Below are 22314 nucleotides of genomic sequence, written 5' to 3'. Positions count from 1 at the left end.
GGAGGATGAGTCGGAGGATGAGGGGTGGAGCGGGAGGAAAAGGAGGGAGGGGCGCGGCGGCGCCGGGTCAGGGGGCCGCCAGGCGGTGGAGGGTGGCCAGGACGTCCTCCAGCCAGGCGAGCTGCATGCGCTCGTAGGCGAGGCCTCCGCGGAGCACGACGTGCTGGAGTTCCCGCCCGGCGTCGGAGGGGTCCGGGGCCGGGGCCTCGGGTCCGGTGAAATCGCGGAGCTCCCCCGCCAGGTAGTGCGTGAGCCGGTCGGCGTGCGTCCGGTGGTGCCGCTCGACCTCGCGGATCAGGGCGGCCGGATCGTCGAAGGCCGCGCCGCGGATCTTCACGGCGAGCTCGTGGCGGACGGTATCGGCCTGGATCGGCTCGTGGAGCCAGGCCGAGAGGGCGGCGCGGCCGGCCGCGGTGACGGAGTACTCCTTCTTGTCCGGCCGGGTCCGCTGCGGCACTTCGCGGACGTCGAGCCGGCCGTCGCCCTCCATCCGGCTGAGCACGCGGTAGATCTGCTGGTGGGTCGCGGTCCAGAAGTAGCCGATGGACCGGTCGAACCGGCGGGCCAGTTCGTATCCGGACCCCGGCTGCTCCAGCAGGGAGACGAGGATCGCGTGCTCAAGTGCCATACCTCGATCTTTCTATGCAACTCGTTGCATAGACAAGCGCCGCCACGAGGGTGAGACGCGGCTCACCCGCGCGCTCGGTTAGGGTCGGCGGGACAGCGCATCGTTTCCGAACCGACGAACCATCATGAGGAGCAGCCGTGAGCCAGCCGGCGTCCACCGCCCTGCAGCAGGAGATCGCCCGGGAGCTCCTGGTCGCCGAGAGCTTCGACGCCCAGCGGGAGATCGAGCGCCGGGTGGCGTTCCTGGCCGAGCGGCTCACCTCCACCGGCCTGCGTTCCCTGGTCCTCGGGATCAGCGGCGGGGTCGACTCCACCACGGCGGGCAGGCTCTGCCAGCTCGCCGTGGAGCGGGTCCGCGCGGCCGGGCACGAGGCGGCCTTCTACGCCATGCGACTGCCGTACGGGGTCCAGGCCGACGAGCGGGACGCCCAGCTCGCCCTCGGTTTCATCAACGCCGACCGGGTGCTGACCGTGGACGTGAAGCCCGCGAGCGACGCGGCGCTGTCCGCTTCCCTGGCCGGCGGGACCGTCTTCCGGGACGCACACCACCAGGACTTCGTGCAGGGCAACATCAAGGCCCGCCAGCGCATGATCGCCCAGTACGCGGTGGCCGGGGCGCACGACGGTCTGGTCGTCGGCACCGACCACGCCGCCGAGGCGGTCTCCGGCTTCTTCACCAAGTTCGGCGACGGCGCGGCCGACGTGGTGCCGCTGACCGGGCTGACCAAGCGCCGGGTACGGGCCTGCGCCGATGCCCTGGGCGCACCGGCCGAGCTGGTCTGGAAGACGCCCACGGCGGACCTGGAGACCCTCGACCCGGGCAAGGCCGACGAGGACGCGCTGGGTGTCACCTACGACGAGATCGACGACTTCCTGGAGGGCAAGCCGGTCGGGGAGCGCGCCTTCGAGACGATCGTCCGCCGCTACCGCCTGACCGAGCACAAGCGGCAGCTGCCGATCGCGCCGTAGGTCGTCTCTTCCGGAGGCGGCGGGCGTGAAGTCCGTCTCCTCCGGGTACTGGACGGTCACGGCGAGCACAGCGTGCCCGGCTCGCGCAGGCGGCGTTGTTCACACCCCGAGGAGTCCCCGTGGCCGTCCTCCGTACGATCCTCGTGATCCTCGGCGCCTGGTGCGCCGCCAGCGTGGCTACTGCCGCCCTGTACGTGGCCCTGCGCCGCCTCCATGTCCGCCGGCAGCGGGCGGCAGCGGCCCTGCCGGACGCCGTGCCGCACTCCGTGTACGCGGCTGCACGGTGCGCCGGGCCGGGCGTGCGGGCGGGCCACCCCGGTCCGTCTGGTCACTCCGAGCGATCCGGTCGCTCCGCGCGCTCCATTCGGCCGCACCGCCGCGCTCACCCGTCCGCCCGTTCCGGCTGGGGCCGCAGGGTCCCACCGCCGGATCTCCAGGCAGGCTGATCGTCACGATCCGTGTTTGGCTGACTACATGACGTCCGTCAGCGACACCCCATCCGGCCCGATGCCCGAAGCCGTCCCCCGGCCCGCCTGCGGCGCACCGGCGGGCCCTCCCGATCCCCGGCGCTGGTGGGCGCTCGCCGTCATCGGGCTGGCCCAGCTGATGGTCGTCCTCGACGCGACGATCGTGAACATCGCGCTCCCCTCCGCCCAGCGCGATCTCGGGATGTCCGACGGCAACCGGCAGTGGGTGATCACCGCCTACGCGCTGGCGTTCGGCGGGCTGCTCCTGCTGGGCGGGCGCATCGCGGACCTCATCGGCCGCAGGCGGGCGTTCGTCATCGGCCTGAGCGGCTTCGCCTTCGCTTCCGCCCTGGGCGGCGCGGCGGGCGGCCCGGGGATGCTCTTCGCGGCCCGGGCGCTGCAGGGCGTCTTCGCCGCGCTCCTCGCACCGTGCGCCCTGTCGCTGCTGGCCACCACCTTCGACACCCCCACGGAACGCGCCAAGGCCTTCGGCGTGTTCGCGGCGATCGCGAGCGGCGGCGGGGCCGTCGGCCTGATCGCCGGGGGCCTGCTCACCGAGTACCTGAACTGGCGCTGGTGCCTCTACGTCAATGTGGCCATCGCCGCGATCGCGGTTCTCGGCACCTTCGCCGTCCTGCGCGACTCGGAACGCACGGGAGCGAAGCTCGATGTCCCGGGAGCGGTCCTCGGGTGCGGCGGACTCCTGGCCATCGTCTACGGGCTGAGCGAGGCCGAACCGCGCGGCTGGTCCGACGGTCTGGTCGCCGGCCTCCTCATCGGCGGGTCCGCCCTGCTCGCCGCATTCGCCTGGTGGCAGGCACGGGCGAGCGACCCCATGCTCCCTCCGCACGTCATCAGGGACCGGACTCGGGCAGGCTGTCTCGTCACGATGACGCTGGCCACCATCACCCTGCTCCCCGTGCTCCTGTTCATGAGCTACTACTTCCAGCTCGTGCTCGGCTACTCCCCCGTCAAAACGGGGCTGGCCTTCCTCCCCATGACCCTGGCGATCATCACCGGTGCGACCCAGGTCTCCGCACGTTTCCTCGACCGGCTCGCCCCCCGCTCACTGATCGTCCCCGGGCTGCTCCTGGCCACCGTGGCCCTGGTCCTCCTCACGCGGCTGACAGTGGACTCCTCTTACACATCCCAGGTGCTCCCCGCCATGCTGGTTCTCGGGTTCGGCATGGGCCTGGTCTTCATGCCCGTGATGTCGACGGCCACCCAGGGCGTGGCACGGAGCGACTCGGGGGTCACCTCGGCCACGCTCAACACGGCCCAGCAGGTGGGCGGGGCGATCGGAACGGCGCTCCTCAACACCATCGCGAGCACGGCCGCGACGGCCTACGCCGCCGCACACCTCGCAGGTCCGGCGGAGTCGGCCCACCGCGCCCCCGCGTCCCCGGCGCAGCAGTTGATCGAGGCCCAGGGCGTGGTGCACGGCTTCGGCGTCGCGCTCTGGTGGGCGGCCGGCATCATGCTCCTGGGCGCCGCCGTGGCCGCCGTGACGGTCACCGCCCCGGCGCCGGCGCCCCGCCGCGAGATGCTGGGCGCGGCGGTCGCCGCCCCGACGCCCTGACGGGGCCGGCACGGCATACACGACATACAGGCTCTACGGGCCTACGGGCCCTGCGGGCCGTGCGGCCGGCGGGAGCAGGGTCGTGGCGATGCCCGCGAGCACCGCCGCCAGGCCCGCTTCGAAGCCGGCGTCCTGATCGCGGAACATCTCCGGGCCCGCCTCCGCCGTCAGCGGGAAGCCGGCGAGCCGGTCGGCGCGGGCCTCCAGGTCGTACCCCTCGCCGTCCGAGCCCGGCAGCGGGCCCATCGACTGCTCCTCGATCACGTACCCGATGGTGTAGCTGTAGGCGGTGAACCAGGCCCGGGCCGCTCCGGCAGCCGTGAAGCCGCCTGCGACGAGCGTCCGCAGATGGGCCTCCATCGGAGCGGCGTAGCTGATGTCGGTGAAGTGCGTGCCGCTGTAGACCTTGGCTCCGTCCCGGTAGCGCAGCAGGTGCCCCCGCAGGCCGCGCATCGCGGCCTCCAGCGCCTGCGCCCAGTCGTCGGGCGGGCGGGCCGCGTCCAGGTCCGCCGTCATCCGGCGGAACATCTCGGTGGCCATCTCGTCGAGCAGGGCCTGCTTGTCCTTGAAGTGCCAGTACAGGGCGGGCGCCTTGACGTCCAGCTCCTTGGCGATGGCCCGCAGGGTCAGGCCCTCCAGGCCCACGCCTCCGAGCAGCCGCAGGGCGGTGCGGCGTGCACGCGCTGGTCGTCGAGCGCGCCGAGAACCTCTTCCCCGGCTCGCGGGGCAAGGGTCTGCAGCCCAGGACCCTGGAGGTCTTCGACGACCTCGGCGTGGGGGACGCGGTACGGGAGGCGAGCGCCCACGCGCCGATCGAGCAGATCTGGCAGGGCGGCCGGCCCGTGGGCGAGCACGACATGCTCGGAGACGCCGGCGTCGGCGGCCCCACGGACACCGAACCGCACCCGCGGGCCCGGCTCCTGCCCCAGTGGCGCACCCAGGAGATCCTGTTCGAGCGCCTCACCGGGCTCGGCGGCCCGGTCCGCTTCGGCGCCGCCCTGACCGGCTTCGACCAGGACGCCGACGGGGTGAGCGCGTACCTCTCGGACGGCCGTACGCTGCGCGCCGCCTACCTGGTCGCCGCCGACGGCGGCCGCTCCACGGTCCGCAAGGCCCTGGACATCGGCATGACCGGCGAGACCGTGGATCCCGCCCCGATGGTCGTGGCCGACGTCCGGCTGCGCCCCGGCGCGCTGGACCGCGAGCACTGGCACCTGTTCCCGGGCCCGGACGGCGCCTTCGCCGCGCTGTGCCCGCTGCCCGGCACCGACGAGCACCAGTTCGTCGCGCGGACAGAGGACCTCGACATCCCCGCCGCGGTCGCCGCCCTGACCCATCTGGGCGCGCAGGACGTCATCGGGGTCCGGTGGGCCTCCGACGGGGTCCGGTGGGCCTCCGACGGGGTCCGGTGGGCCTCCGACTTCAGGCCGCGCGCCGCCATGGCAGACCGGTTCCGGGCCGGCCGGGTGCTGCTCGCGGGCGACGCGGCCCATGTGCACTCCCCCGCCGGCGGCCAGGGCCTCAACACCGGCGTGCAGGACGCCTACAACCTCGGCTGGAAGCTCGGACAGGTCCTGCGCCACGGCGCGGCCCCCGCACTCCTGGACACCTACGAACAGGAGCGTCGACCCGCCGCCGCGCACGTACTGGGACTGTCCACGCGGATCCACCGCGGCCAGGAGGAACGCGGCGACGCCACCCGCCAGCTCGGCCTGGGCTACCGGGGCGGCCCCCTCTCAGAAGGGGCCGCGGGCGCCCTGGAGGCCGGGGACCGGGCCCCTGACGGCCCGCTGCCGGACGGGCGCAGGCTCTTCGACCTGTTCCGGGGACCGCAGTTCACCCTGCTGGCCGTCGGAACGGATGCCGAACTGCCGCCCGTGAGTGCGGACTTCCTGCGCGTCCACCGGATCGGACCGTACGAGCCGTACGGCAAGGGGCTCTTCCTGGTCCGGCCCGACGGGTACGTGGGCTGGGCGGGCGAGGACGCGACCGGACTGGCCCGCTACCTCGCCCGCCTGGCCCGCCCCGGCTCACCCACGACGGCCGGCTGAGGCGGGCAGCCGAGGCGGATCCGCCGTCAGCGCAGGGTGGGGATCACGTCGTTCGTCTCGTCGGCTTCCACGGGCCCGGTGGTGCGCCGGCCGAGCGCCTCCGGGGGCGTCTCGTCCGCGCAGACGGTGCCCCGTGCGGGCAGGGCCAGGGTGGCCAGGTAGTCGTTGACGAGCGCGCTGACGCACGCGCTCCGGTTGTAGGCCGTGTGACCCTCGGCGTCGAAGGTGAGCAGTCGTCCGGAGTCCAGCGTCCCGGCCAGGGCCACGGCGTCCCGGTACGGGGTGTCCGGGTCCCCGGTCGTGCCGAGGACCAGGATCGGGGCGGAGCCGGCCGCCCGGTAGGAGCCCTCGTAGCGGCTCGGGCGTTCCGCCTGCCACTGCGCGCAGGCGGGCGCGTGGTTGTGGTCGTAGGTGGGCGGTCCCAGGCCGATGGGCGGTCCGAGCAGGGGCGCCGAGGCAACCTCCGCGGCGACCAGGCCGCCCAGGAGGAGCCGGCTCGTCGGGTAGACGCGGTCGGCGCACTCGACGGCCAGGTTGACGTTGAGGAAGTCGAAGGACCCGGGTGAGGGGGGTGACAGCAGGAAGGAGGTCTTGTGCGCCTGGGCCGCGGCCAGCGCCTCGCCCAGGTAGGGCCAGATCTCCTTGCCCGAGTTGATGTTGAACATCAGGCGGTAGGCGAGGGTGTAGCCCGTGGCCGGGCGTCCGCTCGGGGTGATGACGGGATCGGCGTCGAGGTCCCGCTTGAGCTGTTCGAAGGCCTGCCGGGCCTTGCCCTCGCCGAATCCGCAGGCGGCGGCGTTCTGCTCGCACCAGTCGAGGAACCGGCCGACCGCCGCGTCCAGGGCGGTGAACTGCGTGGCGTCGTAGGCGTACGGCACATCGGCGTAGCGGCGCGGATCGTAGGCCCCGTCCAGGACCATGGCGCGCACGCGCCGGGGGAACTGGGCGGCGTAGACGGTGCCGACGTAGCTGCCGAAGGAGCGGCCGTAGAAGGTGAGCGTCTCCTCGCCGAGGGCCTGGCGCAGCAGGTCGAGGTCCTTGGCGTTGGACCCGGTGCCGATGAACGGCACGAGGCCACCGGCGCGTTCCCGGCAGGCGGCGGCGAACTCCTGGCCCTGCCGGAGGGCGGTCTGCAGGGCTCCCGGTCCGGGGACGCCGCGCGCGGCGTCGACGGCGGCCGAGTACTCCGCGTCGTTCCAGCACTCCACTTGGCCACTGCGTGCCACGCCCCGCATGTCGTACCCGACGACGTCGAAGGCGTCACGGAGGGCGGCGGGGAGTGCGGCGTAGCTGTTGCGGGCGAAGTTCACCCCGGAGTTGCCGGGTCCGCCGGGGTGAAGCACCAGCACACCGGTGCGGTGGGCCGGGTCGGCCGCGAGCCGGCGGGTGACGGCCAGCGGGATCGTGCTTCCGGTGGGCCGGCGGTAGTCCAGCGGCACCTGGGCGGTGGCGCACTCGAAGCCGTCGCCCTGGCCGTCGGCGCAGGGGCCCCAGGTGAGTACGGGTACGGGCGGGGCGGGCAGGGAGGTCGCCGTGGCGGCCCCGGGCCCGGCTCCGAGAAGCGCCGTGACCGCGATCAGGACGAGGGCTATCCCCCACACCACTCGCTTGCGCGCATCATCGGCTGAACGGGTCTGCATGCGGTGAGCTCCCTTGATGGCAGGTCGACGGCAGAGACGGCCCGGTCCGGGGGGAAGGTGTGGGCGCCCGCGCTCGGTTGAGCGGCAGCCTCAGGTTCCCATCAGTGGGGCGGGCCGGGATAGACGGCGATCCCCGCGGGATGCGGAACCTCCTGCCCCGGCCTGCGGATTCTGCCCCCGTCCGGCTGGGCCGACCGGATGAGGGGCGGGCCCGCCCGGGTCGCGGCCGGGGCCGCGGCCGGAGCCCCGCCCGGAGCACGCACGAAGCACGCCCGGATCCCGCCCGGAGCCCGCCCGGGTGGCCGGCAGTGCGCCGAGGACCGCGACGGAGCGACGCCGGGATCCCGGGCGGAGCCGGGGTCAGGCGATCCCGGGCGGAGCCGGGGTCAGGCGATCCCGGGCGGAGCCGGGGTCAGGCGATCCCGGCGGCCCCTTCGAGCAGCAGCCGCGCGGCCACCGCCGTCCCGTCGGTGCGGACCGCGGCGGCCACGGCGGCCGCCCGGGCGCGGGTCTCGGGGGCCAGGGCCGTGTGCAGCGCGGCCGACAGGGACTCGGCGGCCGGGGCCGGGCCCTCGTGGGCGGCGCCGATGCCCAGGCCGGTGACCCGGCCGGCCCAGTAGGGCTGGTCCGCTCCCTGGGCCAGCACCACCTGGGGCACGCCGGCGAGAGCGGCGGTTGTCGTGGTGCCCGCGCTGCCGTGGTGCACGACGGCGGCCACCCGGCGGAAGAGCGCCCGGTGGTTGACCTCGTCGACGAGGAGGCAGTCGTCCCGGCCGTCGGCCAGGGTCAGTTCGGCCCAGCCCCGGGAGACGACCGTACGGCGGCCCCGCGCGCGGATCGCTTCGACGGCCGCCGGTGCGACCCCTTCGACGGCGCCCCGGGGCATACTGCCGAAGCCCACGTAGACGGGCGGTGGGCCGTCGTCCAGGAAGGCCACCAGTTCGGCGGGGAGCGGACGTTCGTCCGGTACGCACCACGCTCCGGTCTGCACCACGCCGAGTCCCGTCGGCTGCCACGGGGAGAGGAACGGGTCCGTGGCCAGCCACGGGCGGGCGGTGAAGGCGTAGTCGCGGACGGAGTCCACCGGCGCCAGACCGGCCGCCGCCCGCAGGGTGCCCAGCGTCTCACCGAACATGGTGTTCGCAATGCGGGCGTCCAGGTCCCACAACGCCTGATTGTCGGTGGCGGTCGGCGGCAGCGGCTGCCCCCGCCGCGCGGGCGGCCGCCGGTGGGGCGACGGCAGGCTGACCGGCTGGTGGCTCGCGTGCACGTACCGCAGGCCCAGCTTCTCGGCCACCGACCGCGCGGCGGCGGCGACCGGCAAGGGACCGGTCGCCACGAGCGCGTCCGCCCCCTCGGCCGCCGCGGCGACGATGTCGAACTGCGCGGCCATCAGATCCGCCGCCCGCTGCGCAAGGCCCTGTGCCGATCCCGGCGTCACCGAGGTCACCAGCGGGCGCACGGGACTGCCCACCGGCACCAGCTCCACGCCGAGCCCGGCCAGCCGCAGCGCGAACTCCTCGTCGGGCGGCGCGCACACGCGCACCTGCGCACCGAACTCCCGCAACCGCACCGCCAGCCCCGCCATCGGCTCGACGGCCCCGCGCGACCCGTACGTCGACAACACCACACGCATTCGGTGACTCCCATATCGGTATATCGGCACAGGCGGATAGCCGTCGATTCCGGCTTCCTTGGGCGATTCTTCGACACGCCCCGGGTCTTGTCGCAAGCCCCCCTCGGACCTGTATGTTGATCATGGCGGGGGGTGCGCAGTGCGCGACGGATTCGAGACGGGAAGCATCGGCGCGGCGGGCAGCCCCGCCGCGGACCTCGGGCGAGGACGCCCGCCGTGTGGATCCGATCACACCGAAGGCACCCTCCCCGCACGACCACCGGGGACACTTTTCGGCCCGGCCGCCGACTCCGCGTCAGGCGCCGGGGGTGCGGCCGCCACCGCGCTCACCAGGGGACGGGCTCCGCGAACAGCCGGATGTGCCGGGCCTGCGGCTTCGGCGGGGGCGGCACGGTTCGCCGGGGCACGGGGTGGGAGTTCACGCCTGACATATATGGACAAAAAAGCCCAACTTGGGTGATAAGGGGAAAGTCACTCGATGTCGACCGATAAAGGACCTGACGGTGTGTCAGGCGCACGCGCGCGAGGCATAATCGGACCCGGTCGTCTCCGGAAAGCGGTGGGGCCAACGGGGCACCGACCCGCCCCGCAGCCCAACTTCGCACCCGACCGACCGATCCCCGAGGCGTTGCAGATGTCCCTGGCCAGCCGCACCCGCCTCGCGGCCGTACTCACCGCGCTCACCGTCGGCGCCGCAGGGGTGACCACCTGGGCCTACGGGTACGGAACCACGTCGGAGCCGGCGGCTCCCGGGGAGGCGCCCCGCCCGAGTGTGACCCAGGGCACGGTCCTCCAGGTCGTCGCGCATCCCGACGACGACCTCTTCTTCATGAACCCCGACCTGAGCCGCTCCATATCGACGGGCATCAAGGTCACCACCGTCTATCTCACCGCCGGCGAGGCCGACGGCCACAACGAGGCCCACGGCGCGCACCTGCAGGACCCCGTCGTCCCCGCCGACCACGCCGCCTACGCGGAGGCCCGGCAGAACGGCATACGGGCCGCCTACGCGCAGATGACCACCGGCGACCGCACCAGCGCCTGGCAGCGCCGCTCCATACCCACCGCCGGCGGCGGGAGCGCCGAAGTGGACGTCCTCGTGGCACGGCCCGAGGTGAACCTGGTGTGGATGCAGCTGCGGGAGGCCGGCAGCATCTCGGGGGACAATCCGAACAGCCTGCGCGGACTGTGGGACGGCCGCGTCCCCGCCCTGGGTGCCCAGGTGAGCTCGCGGACTCCGGTCAAGCCCGGGTTCTCGTACAACAAGGACCAGGTCGTGGAGGCCCTCGCGGGGATCTTCGCGATGTACCGGCCGACCACCATACGGACACAGGACCCGACGCCCGGCCGGACCCGCATCGGCGGCAACTTCGTCGACCACCAGGACCACATATACGGTGCCCGGTTCGTGCAGGCCGCGGCCGAACGCTACGCGAAGTCCACGGACCGGCCGCACTTCTCCGTCCAGAACTACATGAGCTATCCCAACACCGCCCTGCCCCCGGCACTCGACCCGCAGGCCGCCGCGGAGAAGCTCGGCTACCTCAAGACCTACGCCTGGACCGACCACCAGAACTGGTGCGGCAGCCCCGCCGGCTGCGGCGATCGCAAGACGGCCACCCGGCCCACCGGCGCCGGCTGGAACCGGACCATCCGCTACAGCCGGGGCGATGCCAGCTCCTGGATGACCGAGGGCACATCGGACCGGCTGTGGGCCTTCGCCGTGCTGGACGGCCGGATGGCCCACTGGACGCGCAGCGGACCCAAGGCCCCCTGGCAGGGGCCCGAGTTCCTCGCCGGGACCGGGATGGACACGGGGGCGACGGCGGTCCGGCTCCCCGACGGCAGGGTCGGAGTCTTCGGTACCCGCACCACTCTGGGCGCCACGCCCAAGGCGTACAAACGCGAGCTCGTGTACTGCGTCCAGGCCGCGCCCGACGGCGCCTTCGGCCCGTGGCTGTCGCTGGGTACCCCGGAGACGGACGACGTGACCGGCACCTCGGCGATCAGCGCACCGGCCGTGGCCCTGGACGGTACCGGCCGGATGACCGTCTACGTACGCGATTCCCGGCGCACCCTGCGCGCCAGCACGCAGTCGGCCCCCGACGGCGCCTTCGGCGCGTGGGCGTCCCTGGGCGGCTCCGGCCTGCAGGGCGACCCGGTCACCGCCACGGACAAGGCCGGCCGGCGCCACGTGTACGCGGCCACGGCACAGAGCGTGCTGGCCTGGGTCCAGCACGCACCGGACGCGCCGTTCGGCGCCCCCGTACCGACCAGGCTGCCGGCGACCACCGGGCCGCTCTCGGCGCGCGCGCAGGGCGACGGCGTCGCCCTGTACTTCCGCCGCCCCGGCACGGGCACCGTCGCCACGAGCCTGGCCACCGCCGACGGGCCCGTGCCGAAGTTCTCCCCCCTCACCGAGGTCGGCGGCCAGGGCGGCTACGGCTCCGTCGGCGTCGCCGGGGACCTGCTCGCCGGCCGCGCGGGTACGGGCACGGCCGGCGTCTCGGACGCGGACGGCGGACCGTCCTGGTACGAGTCCCAGATGTACTACACGGGCGCCCCGGCGGCCCTGGCCCCCCAGGACGGCCCGCCGGTCGGCGCCGTGCTCGGCCTGGACGCCGGCCTGCACGTCACGACCCCTCCCCGGGGCGCCTCCAAGCTGCGCAGCAGCCACCCTCCCACCGCCCCCTGGTATCCGGCCGTCCCGCCGCCGGAGGATGTGCCGGAGCGTGAGCCGGAAAGCCCTGCGAGTCCCGCGGAACGGCCATGAGCGGTGCGGGCGCCGCCGGCGGCGGACCGTGTGAGGGAACGCAGCCCGTCTGAACCCCCGCGGTGTGTTCCTACGGCAGGCCCGGCGGCCTGCCCTGCCCGCTACGGGCGCAGGGGCGGGGTCGGGAGCCCCTTGCCGTCGAGCGCCACGAGGGCCAGGACGACGATGGAGCCCGTCCACGCCAGGGGCGCGACCGAGTGGGGCCGGCCCGCCCCGTCCACCTTCTCCGGCAGTTCGCCGAGCGCGTTCCGCTTGGAGAGGACCCAGTCCAGGACCCGCCCGGCCTTCTCCGGCCGGCCCGTGCCGGCCCAGGCGAGCGCGAAGAAGCCCGTACTGGGTGTCCAGGCGTACGCGCCCCAGCGCGCCCCGGGATCGTTCCCGGGAGTCAGCCCGCCGTTGGGCAGCAGCAGTTCCCGGTACGTGGTGTCCAGTGCCCCGGCGAGGCCGGCGGGGGCTTCGTTGAAGGGCGGCGCCATAAAGGCCACCGCGCTGTCGTGCCCGTGGCGTCCGTCGACGGTGCGCTGGTAGCCCAGGGGGAGGAAGCGCGTGGAGATGGCGGCGGACAGCCGCCGCGCGGCGCGGGCCCAGCGGGCCGCGTCCTGGGGCCGGTTCGCCTCGCGGGCGAGGTCGGCGGAGGCGTTGAGCCCGGCGAGCAGCGGTGCGGCCGTACCGATGTTCGCGGTGGCCGTCGTCAGCTCCCAGTAGTCGGGGGACGCCGGGGGCAGCCCGTCCGCCCGCAGAGAGCCCGCCGCGTGGTCGGCCGCCTTGCGGATCATCGGGTAGAGGGTGGCCAGCCGGGCCCGGCGGGTGGCCCGGGGGGCCGCCTGGTACCACTGCCAAGTGGCCCACGGCACCCAGCCGTTGGCGTCGAGCTGCAGGCTCCTGGCGTCGGGCGGCCCGGATCCGTCGAGCTTCGTACGCGCTTCCCAGGTCCCGTCCGCGCGCTGGGTCGCGGCGCTGTAGCGCAGGATCCGGTGGGCCTCGGCGTCATGGCCGGTGTGCGCGAAGGCGGCCGCGGCGAAGCTGGAGTCGCGCGGCCACGAGTACTTCCAGCCGTGGCTCCAGCCCGCCGCCACGGCGCCGTTGGGCCGGAGCAGGGCGCGCATGGCCAGCAGGGCACGCTCGGCCGCCGCACGCCGGTCGGCCGAGGCGCCGGGGACCCGGCCGGAGGCCAGCCAGGCACGGCTGCGTTCGATCTGCCGCAGGGCGGGCGGATGGCCGGCGGCGACCACGGTCGAGGCCGCCTTGCCGTCGGGAAGGTACATCCACCGGCCGGAGGCCAGCCGCAGGACGTGGCTCCCCGGGACGTAGCGCGCGTCCGCGGCGACGGACGGGGAGACGCCTTCGGCGCCGGTCGTGTTGGACAACAGGCCGGCGGTGGGGGCCTCGAGCGCCGCCGGGAGGGCGTGTCCGGGCGCGGCGTCGGGACGGCCCCGGTGGCCCGCCGGCATGACGAAGGGCGCCGGGCCGCCGTCCTCCTGCCCGGCTTCCCGGTCCCCGGAGTTCCCCGCCCGGTACGGGGTGGGGTGCCCCGCGTGGTGCGTCGGGTGCCGGACAGTGGGATGGCCCGAGGTGCACACGGGTACGGCGACGCTCGCCAAGGCCGCCGTGACGACCGCCCAACGGCCGGGCCGGACACCGGGCATCGCCGCTCCCTCCGCCGGCCCGCGTGCGTGCGGACCCCGCTTCCCCATCCTGGGAGAGTCCTGCGCAGGCCGCCACGGCAGGCCCGCCGCGCGGGTGACCCGGGAGTGCGGAGGGGCCCCGTGGCCCCGTACCCGTCCCGGCGCACCCGGGATGCCGGGGGCCGCGGACCGTGCACATCATGGGTTTCCGCAGGCCCCACGGTCACCGCGGGCGGCGGGCGCGTCGGCCGCCTCCCCCGGCCGGATGCCGCCGAGAAGGACTGATACATGAGCACAGTCGAGTGCCAGGGCGAGACCGAGAAGGAGAAGGTGAGGGACGACGCCGGCGGCCGGCGCCGTCCGCTCGGGCGCGGAGTCTTCGCGGCCACCGGGGCCGCGGCGGCCGCGGCGGCCGGTGCGCTGGTCGCCGTCGGATGCTTCCTCGGCCTCTACGTGCGGCCCACGTCCGACGACTGGTGCGCCGCGTGGAAGTCGCGCGACATGGGGGTCTTCGGCATCACCTCCGACTTCTACATGACGCAGAACGGCAGGATCACCAACGCCTTCCTGAGCGGGATCGTCTACGGCGACGGACTGGTCGGGGCCAAGGTCCTGCCCACCGTCATAGCCGTCTCGTTCACCGTGGGACTCGTGCTGCTGGGCCGCGAATTCGTCCGGTTCCTCGGTGGCAGGCCGCGGCTGCCCGTCCTGATCGCTTGCGCCCTGGTGATCCAGGCACTGGTCTACTTCACGGGCCCCCGCAGCTATCAGGCCCTGCTGTGGGCCCCCGCCACGATCTCGCACACCGTTCCCAGCGTCATCGGCGTGTGGGCGCTCCTGCTGGCCCTGCGGACCGCCTCCCATCCCCGTACCGCCGTCCGGGTGACCGGCATGGTCGCCGCGTTCCTCATCGCCTTCGCCATCGGCACCCTGAGCGAGCCGTTCGCGCTCGTGAGCGGAATCCTCGCGGGGCTGGTCGGGCTGATCTGCCTGCCCCGCCTCGGAGCGGCGCAGAACTGGCGTCCCTTCACCTGGTGCCTCGTCTGGTGCGTCGGCCTGGTCACCGGCCTGATCGTGCTCTACACCTCCCCCGGCGCCCGGTGGCGCCGGGCGCAGCAGCCGGCCAAGGAGTCCCTGCTGTCCGGGACCGGACTCCGGGCCGTCTTCGAGGACTGGCTGCGCATGTGGGACTCCATCACCGGCCGTCCGGCCTACCTCGGAGCCGCGGCCGTCGGCGTGCTGCTGGGGCTGGCGATGGTCCTGGGGAGGGCCCGCCGGGGCGGGCCCGTGTCCGAGGAGCGGGAGCCGCGCCGGACCGTACCGCGCGGCACGCTGATCGCCGTCCTGCTGCTCCCGGTGCTGGCGGTGCTCCTGGGCTCGCTCGCGGTGGTGGTGGGCCTGCGCAGCGGCTACGGGCCGACCGGATGGACGTACGCACGTACCTGGACGAGCTACCTGGTGCCGATGGAACTGGCGCTCTGCGGCTACGGCGCCCTGCTGGGCGCGTGGGGCGGGCGGCGGCTCCGCGAGCACCCGAGCGCCGGCCCGGCGCTCCTGGCCGGCGCCGTGGCGGCGGGCTGCCTCACGCTGGCTTCGCTGGCCGTCCTGGTCCCGGAGCTCCAGCGGCTCACGACCACCACGGTCGCCCGCTCGGTGGCGTGGGACGCGCAGAACGCACGCATCCAGGCCGAGGCCAGGCGGGGTGCGACGGACGTGGCCTACCAGCCCCTGTACATCGGCAGTCTCGCCGAGCCCTTCTTCACCCGGTCCTACGAGCGGGACTGGGTCGCCTCCTGTGTGTCGAAGTGGTACGGCATCGACCGGATCCACCGCGGCTGAGCACGGGTGACCGATCTCGCCGACCCCCGGCGCACGGGGTTCTCGACGCACTGGAGACCCGACCTTCGTAAACCCAAAGGCAGACTTATGCACGAGTGGCCACAACTAACTTCCCCTTATGCTTGACGCATGAAGACGATCGGGTTGATCGGCGGTATGAGCTGGGAGTCGACGGCGGAGTACTACCGGATCCTCAACGAGCGGACCCGCGAGCGCCTCGGCGGGCTCCACTCCGCCCGCTGCGTGCTCTATTCCGTGGACTTCGCGGAGATCGAGCGGTTGCAGGTCCAGGGCCGCTGGGAGGAAGCCGGCGAGGTACTGGCCGATGCCGCACGGTCGCTGGAAGCGGCGGGTGCGGAGCTGCTGCTGATCTGCACCAACACCATGCACAAGGTCGCGGGGTCGGTCGAGGCGGCCGTCTCCGTCCCGCTGCTGCACCTCGCGGACACCACGGCAGCCGCCGTCCGCGGCGCCGGACTGCGCCGGGTGGGGCTCCTGGGCACCGCGTTCACGATGGAACAGGACTTCTACCGGGGCCGCCTGGCCGCGGGCGGGCTCGACGTCCGCGTCCCGGATCCCGAGGGGCGTGCGCTCGTACACCGGGTGATCTACGAGGAGCTCTGCCTCGGCATCGTCCGCGAGGAATCGCGTGCGGCGTACCGCCGGGTCGTCGAGGACCTCGTCGCCGGGGGCGCCGAGGGAGTCGTCCTGGGGTGCACGGAGATCGAGCTCCTCATCGGCCCCACGGACAGCCCCGTACCGCTCTTCCCCACCGCCCGCCTGCACGCTGAGGCGGCGGTGGACGCGGCCCTGGCCCCGTAGAGCCCGTCAGGCGGGGTCGAAGACGTCTTCGCGTGCGTCGTCGAGGATGAATCCGTTGTCGAAGCGCACCCGGACGGTCACCCGGAGCGGCTCCGCCCGGTAGGCGGTCCACGCGGGCTCCAGGCCGGCGACCTTCTCCTCCAGCTGCTTCTTGCTCTCCGTCGGCATACTCGCGCCGAAGGCGTCGAGGAGCGACGTGAGCCGCTCGTACTCGCGGGACTCCGGAGTCTGCAGGTCGTGCTCGACCACCCGCACCACGGTGCCCTCGGTACCCGCCGCCAGGGACAGCGACGCGACGACGGCACCGGCCTCCGCCGAAGGACCCTGTGTCATCGCGACCCAGTCGGTCAGCCGGGTGTCCGCCGCCAGCCTCACCCGCCGGCCTTCTTTCAGCGTCATCGCTTCTTCAACTCTCCGCTCGGTACGTGCCGTGCCATTATCCGTCCCGGTCGTCGCGGTCGTCGCGGTCCCGTCGGCGGCATACGGAGCGGCCGGCCCGGGCAGCGCCGCAGCGGCCGGGCATGGTACGGATGATCTTGGGCGGGCACCACCATGGCCTGTCGACGGGGCGCCGCGGTCGACGGAGACGCGCGGCGACCGGACGTGGAAGGGACACACCGATGATCCGGCTGACGGAGAGCCCCATGACCTGGGTGGCGACCGGGGACAGCATCACCCAGTCCGTGCTGCACACGCACGGGGCCCGAGGCTGGGTCGAGCACGTGCACGAGCGGGTCCGGTGGCAGCTGGACCGGCTCACCGACGTCGTGGTCAACACCGGAGTCTCCGGATGGGGCGCGGCCGACGTCCTCGCGGCCCACGACCACCTCATCGGCCGGTTCGATCCCGATGTGCTGTCCGTGTCCCTCGGCACCAACGACTGCCTCGACGGCGAGGAGGGACTGCCCCGGTTCCACGAGGCAATGCACCGGATCATCGCCGGAGTGGACCCGCGGACGCAGGTGGTGCTGCACACGCCGGCTCTGGTCGGCCTCGCGGGCCGGGAGCGGCGCGCGGCCCTGCCCGCGTACTGCCGGGCCGTGCGGGAGATCGCCAAGGACACCGGAGCCCTGCTCGTGGACCACGAGGCCCACTGGCTGGAGCACCACGGCGCCTCGGACCCGATCTCCTGGCTCGACGACGCCGCCCACCCCAACGCGGTCGGTCACCTGCGGATGGCGAACCACACCCTGCGCACGCTGGGGCTCGGGGAGCTGACCCCCCTCTAGGCCGTCCGCTTCCGGAGAGGGTCAGCCTGAGGCGGGGTCCGCGATGCGGTAGCCCACGCCGGGGGTTGTCGTGATGACCTGCGGGGTGCCCAGTTTGCGGCGCAGGCGGCCCATGGTGACCGCGACCGTGTTGGTGAACGGGTCTGCGTTCTCGTCCCAGACCTGTTCGAGCAGGGCCTCGGCGCTCAGGAAGCCCGGGCTGGCCCGGAGGAGGGCCTCCAGGACGGCGAACTCCTTGACGGAGAGCTCCAGGCGGGCGCCTTCCCGCAGGGCGGTGCGGTGCACCGGGTCGAGTTCGATTCCGGCAGCGCGCAGCGTACGGGGCCGGGCGGCGGGCCTGCGGCGGGCCAGGGAGCGGATGCGCAGGATCAGTTCGGGGAAGTGGAAGGGTTTGGCGAGGTAGTCGTCGGCGCCCAGGGTGAGGCCGCTGACCCGGTCGCCGGGCGATCCGGCCGCGGTCAGCATCAGGACCATCGCGCGGTCGTCCCGCTCCGTGATCATCCGGCAGAGCGTGTCGCCGTGGATGCCGGGCAGGTCCCGGTCGAGGACCACCACGTCGTACGCGTTGACGTCGAGCTTGGCGGCGGCGGCCAGCCCGTCGTAGGCGAGGTCGACGGCCATTCCCTGGTCGCGCAGTCCTTCGGCGACGACCTCCGCGAGCGAGCGCGCGTCCTCGACGACCAGGATCCTCATGCCGTCCCCCCGTGCGGACCGTGCGGCCCATGCGGCCCATGCGGACCGTCGAAGGCGTTCGCCGACGGCATCGCGGCCGTCACCTTCAGTCCGCCCTCCGCCCGGACGCGGAGGTCGAGGCTGCCGCCGTGCGCGGAGACGATCGCGGCGACGATCGACAGACCCAGTCCGGAACTCTCCTGCGATCCGGTCCGGTCGGTGCCGAGCCGCTCGAACGGCTGCGTCAGCCGGTCCACTTGGTCCTGGTCCAGGACGCTCCCGCCGGTCTCGACGACGAGACGGGCCCGGGGTGCGTCGTCCGCGCCGGCGTCGTCCTGCGTGGCGATGCGGATCCAGCCGCCCTCCTGGTTGTGCACGATCGCGTTGTCGATCACGTTCTGCACCAGCCGGGACAGCAGCGCCGGGCTGCCCCGCGTCCACGCCTTCGACGTCAGCTCGTCCTCGACCGTCAGGTCCTTCTCGGCGACGGCGCCGGCCCGGGCGGCCAGTGCCTCCCCCGCCAGCTCGGCGAGCGATACGGGGACCCGGTCGGGGAGGACGCCGTGCTGTGCCCGGGCGAGCACGAGGAAGCCTTCCAGCAGGCGGTCCACCCGGTCCAGTTCGGTGCGCACCCGACCGGCGAGCGCGACGGTCTGCGCCGCGGGCTGCGGTTTGGCCACGGCCACGTCGAGCGAGGCCCGGATCGTCGTCAGCGGGGTGCGCAGTTCGTGCGAGGCGTTGGCCACGAAGCGTCGTTGCGCCGCGAACGAGGCCTCGAGGCGTGCCAGGAGGCCGTCCACCGTGTCCGCGAGCTCCTTGACCTCGTCGTCGGGCCCGGCCACGGCGAGCCGCTGGTCCAGGTTCTCGGCGGAGATCCGCCGGGTGGCCGCGGTGATCAGGCGCAGCGGGCGCAGGACGTGCCCGGCGAGGATCCGGCCGAGCAGGAGCGAGACGGCCGCCATCACCACGATCGCGATCAGCGAGCCGAACAGGAGCTGCCTGGACTGCTGTGCGTGCACCTCCGCGAGCTGTCGTTCGAGGTCGAGGACGTGCTGTGCGACCCCCGTGGCCGGCTCGCCCGGCGGCGGCTGTCCGGGAGCGGACCGCGTCATGTCGGAGCGGGAGAACAGGTAGATCAGGGCGATCAGTCCGATTCCGGACAGCAGGAACACCGTGGCGTAGAGAATCGCGAACCGCCGTCCGACGGTCCTGCTCCGCAGTCCGACCATGGCTTCTCTCCCCGTCCCGTCCGATGGGGTCCAGCATGCCCCGCGGCACCTAACAGCGTCATGACAGCGACGGTTCGGACCCCGTTACGGGCGGCTGCGTAGAACCGGAGCATGCTCACACACAACGAACTCCTCCGACAGGAGTGCACCCGCTTCCTGCGTCCGGCCCGGCTGATCGCCCTGGTCACGGCGGCCCTGATGGTCCTCGCCCTCGGTCTACTCTACGCCTTCGGCAACCACGCGTCATGCGCCGGCACCTGCCCGGCCGACCCCACCGGTCCGGACGGCACCGCGGTCAGTGACCAGTTCGCCTTCATGCACCGGGATCTGGGGCGCGAGGGCAGCATCACGGTCCGGATGACGTCCATGACGGGCACGATCACCTATCCGCCGCCGCACCACGACCAGATCGTCCCGGGCCTGGTGCCGTGGGCGAAGGCCGGGATCATCGTCAAGGACGGCGTCGGCCGGGGATCCTCGTACGCGGCCCTGATGGTCACCGGTGAGCACGGCGTGCGGATGCAGTACGACTACGGTCACGACATCGCCGGGAGCTCCGTCAACGGCGCCGCGGTCTCGGCCGGGTCGCCGCGGTGGCTGCGGCTGACCCGGGCGGGCGACACCGTGACGGGCTACGAGTCCTCCGACGGCGAGCGGTGGGTGAAGGTGGCCGCGGTGAAGCTCGCCGGGCTGTCCGAGACCGCGCAGGTCGGGATGTTCGCCACCTCTCCCGGAGACCTGACCCTGCGTCCGGTCGGCCTCGGCGGCTCCACGGAGCAGGTGCGCTTCACCCAGGCCGCCGGTTCCTTCGACCACATCGGCCTGGAGGGCGCCGCCGCCGGCGGGAGCTGGCGGGCCGAGACGATCGGCGAGATGAACAACACCGACTGGGAGAAGCGGCACAAGGCGTCCGGCGCGGTGGAGGAAGGCGGCACGATCACCGTCACCGGAGTCGGTGACATCGGGCCTGCGGCCACCACGGGCGGCCGCCCCGTGGAGGGGATGCTGACCGGTCTGAGCCTCGCCCTGCTCATCGTGCTCGTGGTGGCGGTGCGGTTCGCCGGTGGCGGGTCGGGCAGCCGGCGGCCGCTGGACGGCGCACCGCTCACCCGTGCGGTGCTCGGGGCGAGGGCCGTCGTCGTGGGGGCCGTGACGTTCGTGACCGGGCTGCTCGCCGTGGGCATCGTGGTGCCGGTCGGCGTCGCGGTCCTGAAGTCCAACGGGGTTCCCGTCGTGGGGCTTTCCCCGCTGACCGGAGCGCGGGTGGTCGTCGGTGTCGCCGCGGCGCTCGCCCTCACGGCCGTGCTCGCCCTTGCCCTCGGTGCGCTGTTCAAGCGCCGCTGGCCCGCGGTGCTCGTCGCCGTCTCGGCCGTCGTGGTCCCGTACGCCGTGAGCACCGTCCCCCTGCTGAGCGACGGTCTCGCGCAATGGCTGCTCCGGGTGACTCCGGCCGCCGGTTTCGCCGTCCAGCAGACCCTGGTGGAGTATCCGCAGGTCACCGCCCACTACGCGCCTTCCGCCGGGTACTTCCCGCTGCCCTGGTGGGCCGGGGTCGCGGTGCTGTGCGCGTACGCGGTCGCCGCCATGGCCCTTGCGCTGCGCCGCCTGCCGCGGAGCGGTGAGCGGGCCGGCGCTCCGGCCGCCGTACCCGTGGGCGAGCGGGCCTAGGGGCTGAGGACCGGAGACGACCGGAGACGGCGCGGGAGCGATGGCTCCCGCGCCGCCGCCGTCGTGTGTGCTGCGCCCGCCCGCCCGTTCGCCGGCTACCGGCGGACGTTCCAGTCGACGGTGCTGCGCAGCGTGCGGGCGATCTCCGGGTCGCGGACCGAGGGGGTCCGGTCCTCCGCGGTGACGGACAGGGTGTGGGTGCGGAGGTCGGGGAGGCGCAGCTCCGCGACCGAGACGTCGGTCCGGCCGGCCAGGCGCTTGACCTCGCGGCCGTCGAGGTACCAGCGGACCAGGAGCTGACGGCCGTCGGTGCCCGTGAGCCGGGGCACGGCGGCCTTCGCGGTGTGCGCGGTCCGCAGGGTGCGGTCCGTCGGGGTGAGCGGGGTGACGGCCTTCGCGTGCTGGTAGAAGCCGGCGATCATCGCCTCCACGCCGGGGAGGTTGAAGGGTTTGCCCAGGACACGCATCAGCGAATTGTCGGTGGGGCGGTGGATCCCGGTGGCGAAGTAGCCGCCGCCCTCGTACGCGCCGACGGCGCCGCCGTCCGGAGAGGGCTCCCCGAGCCAGCGGTACCACTTGGCACGCTGGCGGGCCATCCGGTCGGCGGACAGCTTGGAGGTGTTGGACTCGGCGGGCTCGGGGCCGGTGTACTTCTCGTAGTCCGGGACCCCGGGGTAGAAGTACTCGTCGGCGAGCTTGCCGAGCGAGTGGCCCGTCTCGTGGATGGCGACCTGGCCCGACTTGGCGTGGTCCGCCGAGGCGGTGGAGATGCCCTCGTAGCCGAGGGTGGCGCTGGGCTCGTTGTAGCCGGCGCCGCCGTACTTGGCGCTGTTGGCCAGGACGATGACCAGATCGGCTTCCGGCGCCCTCGCCACGTAGGCGTCCACCTTGGGCTGGTCTATGCACAGGAGCCGCTCGATCTCCTCGCACCAGAAGTACGACCCGAGGGCCGTGTCGCGGACGGCCGACCGGTCGGGGTCGCCGGAGACGCCCGACTCACGGGAGACGGCGTCGACCGCCCAGACGTTGAAGAGGTTCCGGTAGGTGGCGTACGGCTCCACGGCCGTCACCTCGGCCCACTTGGCCTGGGCGTCGGTGTGGAACTTCGCCAGCTCGGCCGCCATGTAGCCGTCGCCGATGACGACCACGTCCAGCCGGTCGCCGGTGGGGCCGTTGTCGACGAGCTTGACCACATCGCCGTCCGCCGCGCGCTCCGCCTCGGAGAGGCGGGCGCCCGACGAACCGGCCGACTGGCCGGCCCGTGCGGGGACGCGGGCGTGGCCCGATCCCGCGTCACCACCCTGCTCCGGTCCCGGAATCTCCACCACCAGCCGGGGCGCGGCCGGGGCGTCGGCCGCGCGGACGGGCCCCGCCGCCAGCAACGCGGCGGTCGCGCAAGCCGCCGCGACGGCTGCCCGCAGGACCGCCCGGGCCGCCGGGGGTCTGACGTGGTGCATGAAGTCCTCCTGCGGTGAAGGGAGTTAAAGC

At 73.7% G+C, this 22314-nt stretch carries 17 protein-coding genes; 8 read left to right on the top strand and 9 right to left on the bottom strand.

The features are described 5' to 3' along the window. Positions 1–67: 67 nt before the first annotated feature. Positions 68–628 carry a PadR family transcriptional regulator gene (locus tag MTF69_RS11475; protein WP_243333196.1) on the bottom strand — a complete coding sequence of 187 codons (561 nt, stop codon included), beginning with the start codon at positions 626–628 and terminating at the stop codon, positions 68–70. A gap of 137 nt (positions 629–765) precedes the next feature. On the opposite strand from MTF69_RS11475, the gene nadE reads away from it, so the two are divergent. After that, complete coding sequence (gene nadE, locus MTF69_RS11470) at positions 766–1596, top strand: ammonia-dependent NAD(+) synthetase (RefSeq protein WP_243333194.1); 831 nt, start codon at positions 766–768, stop codon at positions 1594–1596. A gap of 507 nt (positions 1597–2103) precedes the next feature. After that, the gene (locus MTF69_RS11465; protein WP_243333264.1) at positions 2104–3642 is read left to right on the top strand and encodes an MFS transporter; all 1539 of its coding nucleotides are present in this window, start codon (positions 2104–2106) and stop codon (positions 3640–3642) included. A 33-nt stretch (positions 3643–3675) separates the two neighbouring features. Here MTF69_RS11465 and MTF69_RS11460 read toward each other — a convergent pair whose 3' ends face one another. Beyond that, on the bottom strand, positions 3676–4287 hold the full coding sequence (locus MTF69_RS11460; protein WP_243333191.1) for a TetR/AcrR family transcriptional regulator: 612 nt from the start codon (positions 4285–4287) through the stop codon (positions 3676–3678). Positions 4288–4316: 29 nt separating this feature from the next. Between MTF69_RS11460 and MTF69_RS11455 the strand changes: the two genes are divergently transcribed. Continuing rightward, on the top strand, positions 4317–5693 hold the full coding sequence (locus MTF69_RS11455) for an FAD-dependent monooxygenase (RefSeq protein ID WP_308401392.1): 1377 nt from the start codon (positions 4317–4319) through the stop codon (positions 5691–5693). Positions 5694–5719: 26 nt separating this feature from the next. On the opposite strand, the gene MTF69_RS11450 is transcribed toward MTF69_RS11455, so the two are convergent. Both MTF69_RS11450 and MTF69_RS11445 read right to left on the bottom strand, forming a co-directional pair. Then, positions 5720–7333: an alpha/beta hydrolase gene (locus tag MTF69_RS11450; protein WP_243333189.1), complete on the bottom strand. Its 1614-nt coding sequence runs from the start codon at positions 7331–7333 to the stop codon at positions 5720–5722. A gap of 412 nt (positions 7334–7745) precedes the next feature. Beyond that, entirely contained in the window at positions 7746–8969 is a 1224-nt protein-coding gene (locus tag MTF69_RS11445) for a glycosyltransferase (RefSeq protein WP_243333187.1), read from the bottom strand. Positions 8970–9603: 634 nt separating this feature from the next. Between MTF69_RS11445 and MTF69_RS11440 the strand changes: the two genes are divergently transcribed. Then, positions 9604–11742 (top strand): PIG-L family deacetylase, encoded by a 2139-nt coding sequence (locus tag MTF69_RS11440; protein ID WP_243333185.1) that lies wholly within the window; start codon positions 9604–9606, stop codon positions 11740–11742. Between the two features lie 101 nt (positions 11743–11843). On the opposite strand, the gene MTF69_RS11435 is transcribed toward MTF69_RS11440, so the two are convergent. Continuing rightward, the gene (locus MTF69_RS11435; RefSeq protein WP_243333183.1) at positions 11844–13388 is read right to left on the bottom strand and encodes a hypothetical protein; all 1545 of its coding nucleotides are present in this window, start codon (positions 13386–13388) and stop codon (positions 11844–11846) included. A 267-nt stretch (positions 13389–13655) separates the two neighbouring features. Between MTF69_RS11435 and MTF69_RS11430 the strand changes: the two genes are divergently transcribed. Continuing rightward, positions 13656–15206 carry a DUF6056 family protein gene (locus MTF69_RS11430; protein ID WP_243333181.1) on the top strand — a complete coding sequence of 517 codons (1551 nt, stop codon included), beginning with the start codon at positions 13656–13658 and terminating at the stop codon, positions 15204–15206. A 129-nt stretch (positions 15207–15335) separates the two neighbouring features. After that, a complete protein-coding gene (locus MTF69_RS11425) occupies positions 15336–16028 on the top strand; it encodes an aspartate/glutamate racemase family protein (RefSeq protein ID WP_243333179.1) in 693 nt (230 codons plus the stop codon). 6 nt (positions 16029–16034) lie between these two features. Here the strand turns inward: MTF69_RS11425 and MTF69_RS11420 are convergent, their stop codons facing one another. Further along, positions 16035–16427: a hypothetical protein gene (locus MTF69_RS11420; protein WP_243333177.1), complete on the bottom strand. Its 393-nt coding sequence runs from the start codon at positions 16425–16427 to the stop codon at positions 16035–16037. A gap of 221 nt (positions 16428–16648) precedes the next feature. Between MTF69_RS11420 and MTF69_RS11415 the strand changes: the two genes are divergently transcribed. Continuing rightward, positions 16649–17257 carry an SGNH/GDSL hydrolase family protein gene (locus MTF69_RS11415; protein ID WP_243333175.1) on the top strand — a complete coding sequence of 203 codons (609 nt, stop codon included), beginning with the start codon at positions 16649–16651 and terminating at the stop codon, positions 17255–17257. 21 nt (positions 17258–17278) lie between these two features. Here the strand turns inward: MTF69_RS11415 and MTF69_RS11410 are convergent, their stop codons facing one another. Next, entirely contained in the window at positions 17279–17950 is a 672-nt protein-coding gene (locus MTF69_RS11410) for a response regulator transcription factor (protein WP_243333173.1), read from the bottom strand. Beyond that, on the bottom strand, positions 17947–19158 hold the full coding sequence (locus MTF69_RS11405) for a HAMP domain-containing sensor histidine kinase (RefSeq protein ID WP_243333172.1): 1212 nt from the start codon (positions 19156–19158) through the stop codon (positions 17947–17949). Before MTF69_RS11405 ends, MTF69_RS11410 begins: the two co-directional genes overlap by 4 nt. Positions 19159–19269: 111 nt before the next feature. On the opposite strand from MTF69_RS11405, the gene MTF69_RS11400 reads away from it, so the two are divergent. Continuing rightward, positions 19270–20826, top strand: a complete 1557-nt coding sequence (locus tag MTF69_RS11400) for a DUF1349 domain-containing protein (protein WP_243333170.1) — start codon at positions 19270–19272, stop codon at positions 20824–20826. A gap of 95 nt (positions 20827–20921) precedes the next feature. On the opposite strand, the gene MTF69_RS11395 is transcribed toward MTF69_RS11400, so the two are convergent. Next, positions 20922–22283, bottom strand: coding sequence for a M64 family metallopeptidase (locus tag MTF69_RS11395; protein ID WP_243333169.1), 1362 nt, complete (start codon positions 22281–22283; stop codon positions 20922–20924). Positions 22284–22314 lie beyond the last annotated feature (31 nt).

This window comes from Streptomyces sp. AP-93, assembly GCF_022808175.1.
Classification (GTDB): domain Bacteria; phylum Actinomycetota; class Actinomycetes; order Streptomycetales; family Streptomycetaceae; genus Streptomyces.
This window is presented reverse-complemented; position numbering and strand designations above follow the sequence as displayed.

Coding starts and splice junctions, on each gene's coding strand:
- MTF69_RS11475 (WP_243333196.1), bottom strand. CDS start 628: ATGGCACTTGAGCACGCGATCCTCGTCTCCCTGCTGGAGCAGCCGGGG.
- MTF69_RS11465 (WP_243333264.1), top strand. CDS start 2,104: ATGCCCGAAGCCGTCCCCCGGCCCGCCTGCGGCGCACCGGCGGGCCCT.
- MTF69_RS11450 (WP_243333189.1), bottom strand. CDS start 7,333: ATGCAGACCCGTTCAGCCGATGATGCGCGCAAGCGAGTGGTGTGGGGG.
- MTF69_RS11445 (WP_243333187.1), bottom strand. CDS start 8,969: ATGCGTGTGGTGTTGTCGACGTACGGGTCGCGCGGGGCCGTCGAGCCG.
- MTF69_RS11440 (WP_243333185.1), top strand. CDS start 9,604: ATGTCCCTGGCCAGCCGCACCCGCCTCGCGGCCGTACTCACCGCGCTC.
- MTF69_RS11435 (WP_243333183.1), bottom strand. CDS start 13,388: ATGCCCGGTGTCCGGCCCGGCCGTTGGGCGGTCGTCACGGCGGCCTTG.
- MTF69_RS11430 (WP_243333181.1), top strand. CDS start 13,656: ATGAGCACAGTCGAGTGCCAGGGCGAGACCGAGAAGGAGAAGGTGAGG.
- MTF69_RS11425 (WP_243333179.1), top strand. CDS start 15,336: ATGAAGACGATCGGGTTGATCGGCGGTATGAGCTGGGAGTCGACGGCG.
- MTF69_RS11420 (WP_243333177.1), bottom strand. CDS start 16,427: ATGACGCTGAAAGAAGGCCGGCGGGTGAGGCTGGCGGCGGACACCCGG.
- MTF69_RS11415 (WP_243333175.1), top strand. CDS start 16,649: ATGATCCGGCTGACGGAGAGCCCCATGACCTGGGTGGCGACCGGGGAC.
- MTF69_RS11410 (WP_243333173.1), bottom strand. CDS start 17,950: ATGAGGATCCTGGTCGTCGAGGACGCGCGCTCGCTCGCGGAGGTCGTC.
- MTF69_RS11405 (WP_243333172.1), bottom strand. CDS start 19,158: ATGGTCGGACTGCGGAGCAGGACCGTCGGACGGCGGTTCGCGATTCTC.
- MTF69_RS11400 (WP_243333170.1), top strand. CDS start 19,270: ATGCTCACACACAACGAACTCCTCCGACAGGAGTGCACCCGCTTCCTG.
- MTF69_RS11395 (WP_243333169.1), bottom strand. CDS start 22,283: ATGCACCACGTCAGACCCCCGGCGGCCCGGGCGGTCCTGCGGGCAGCC.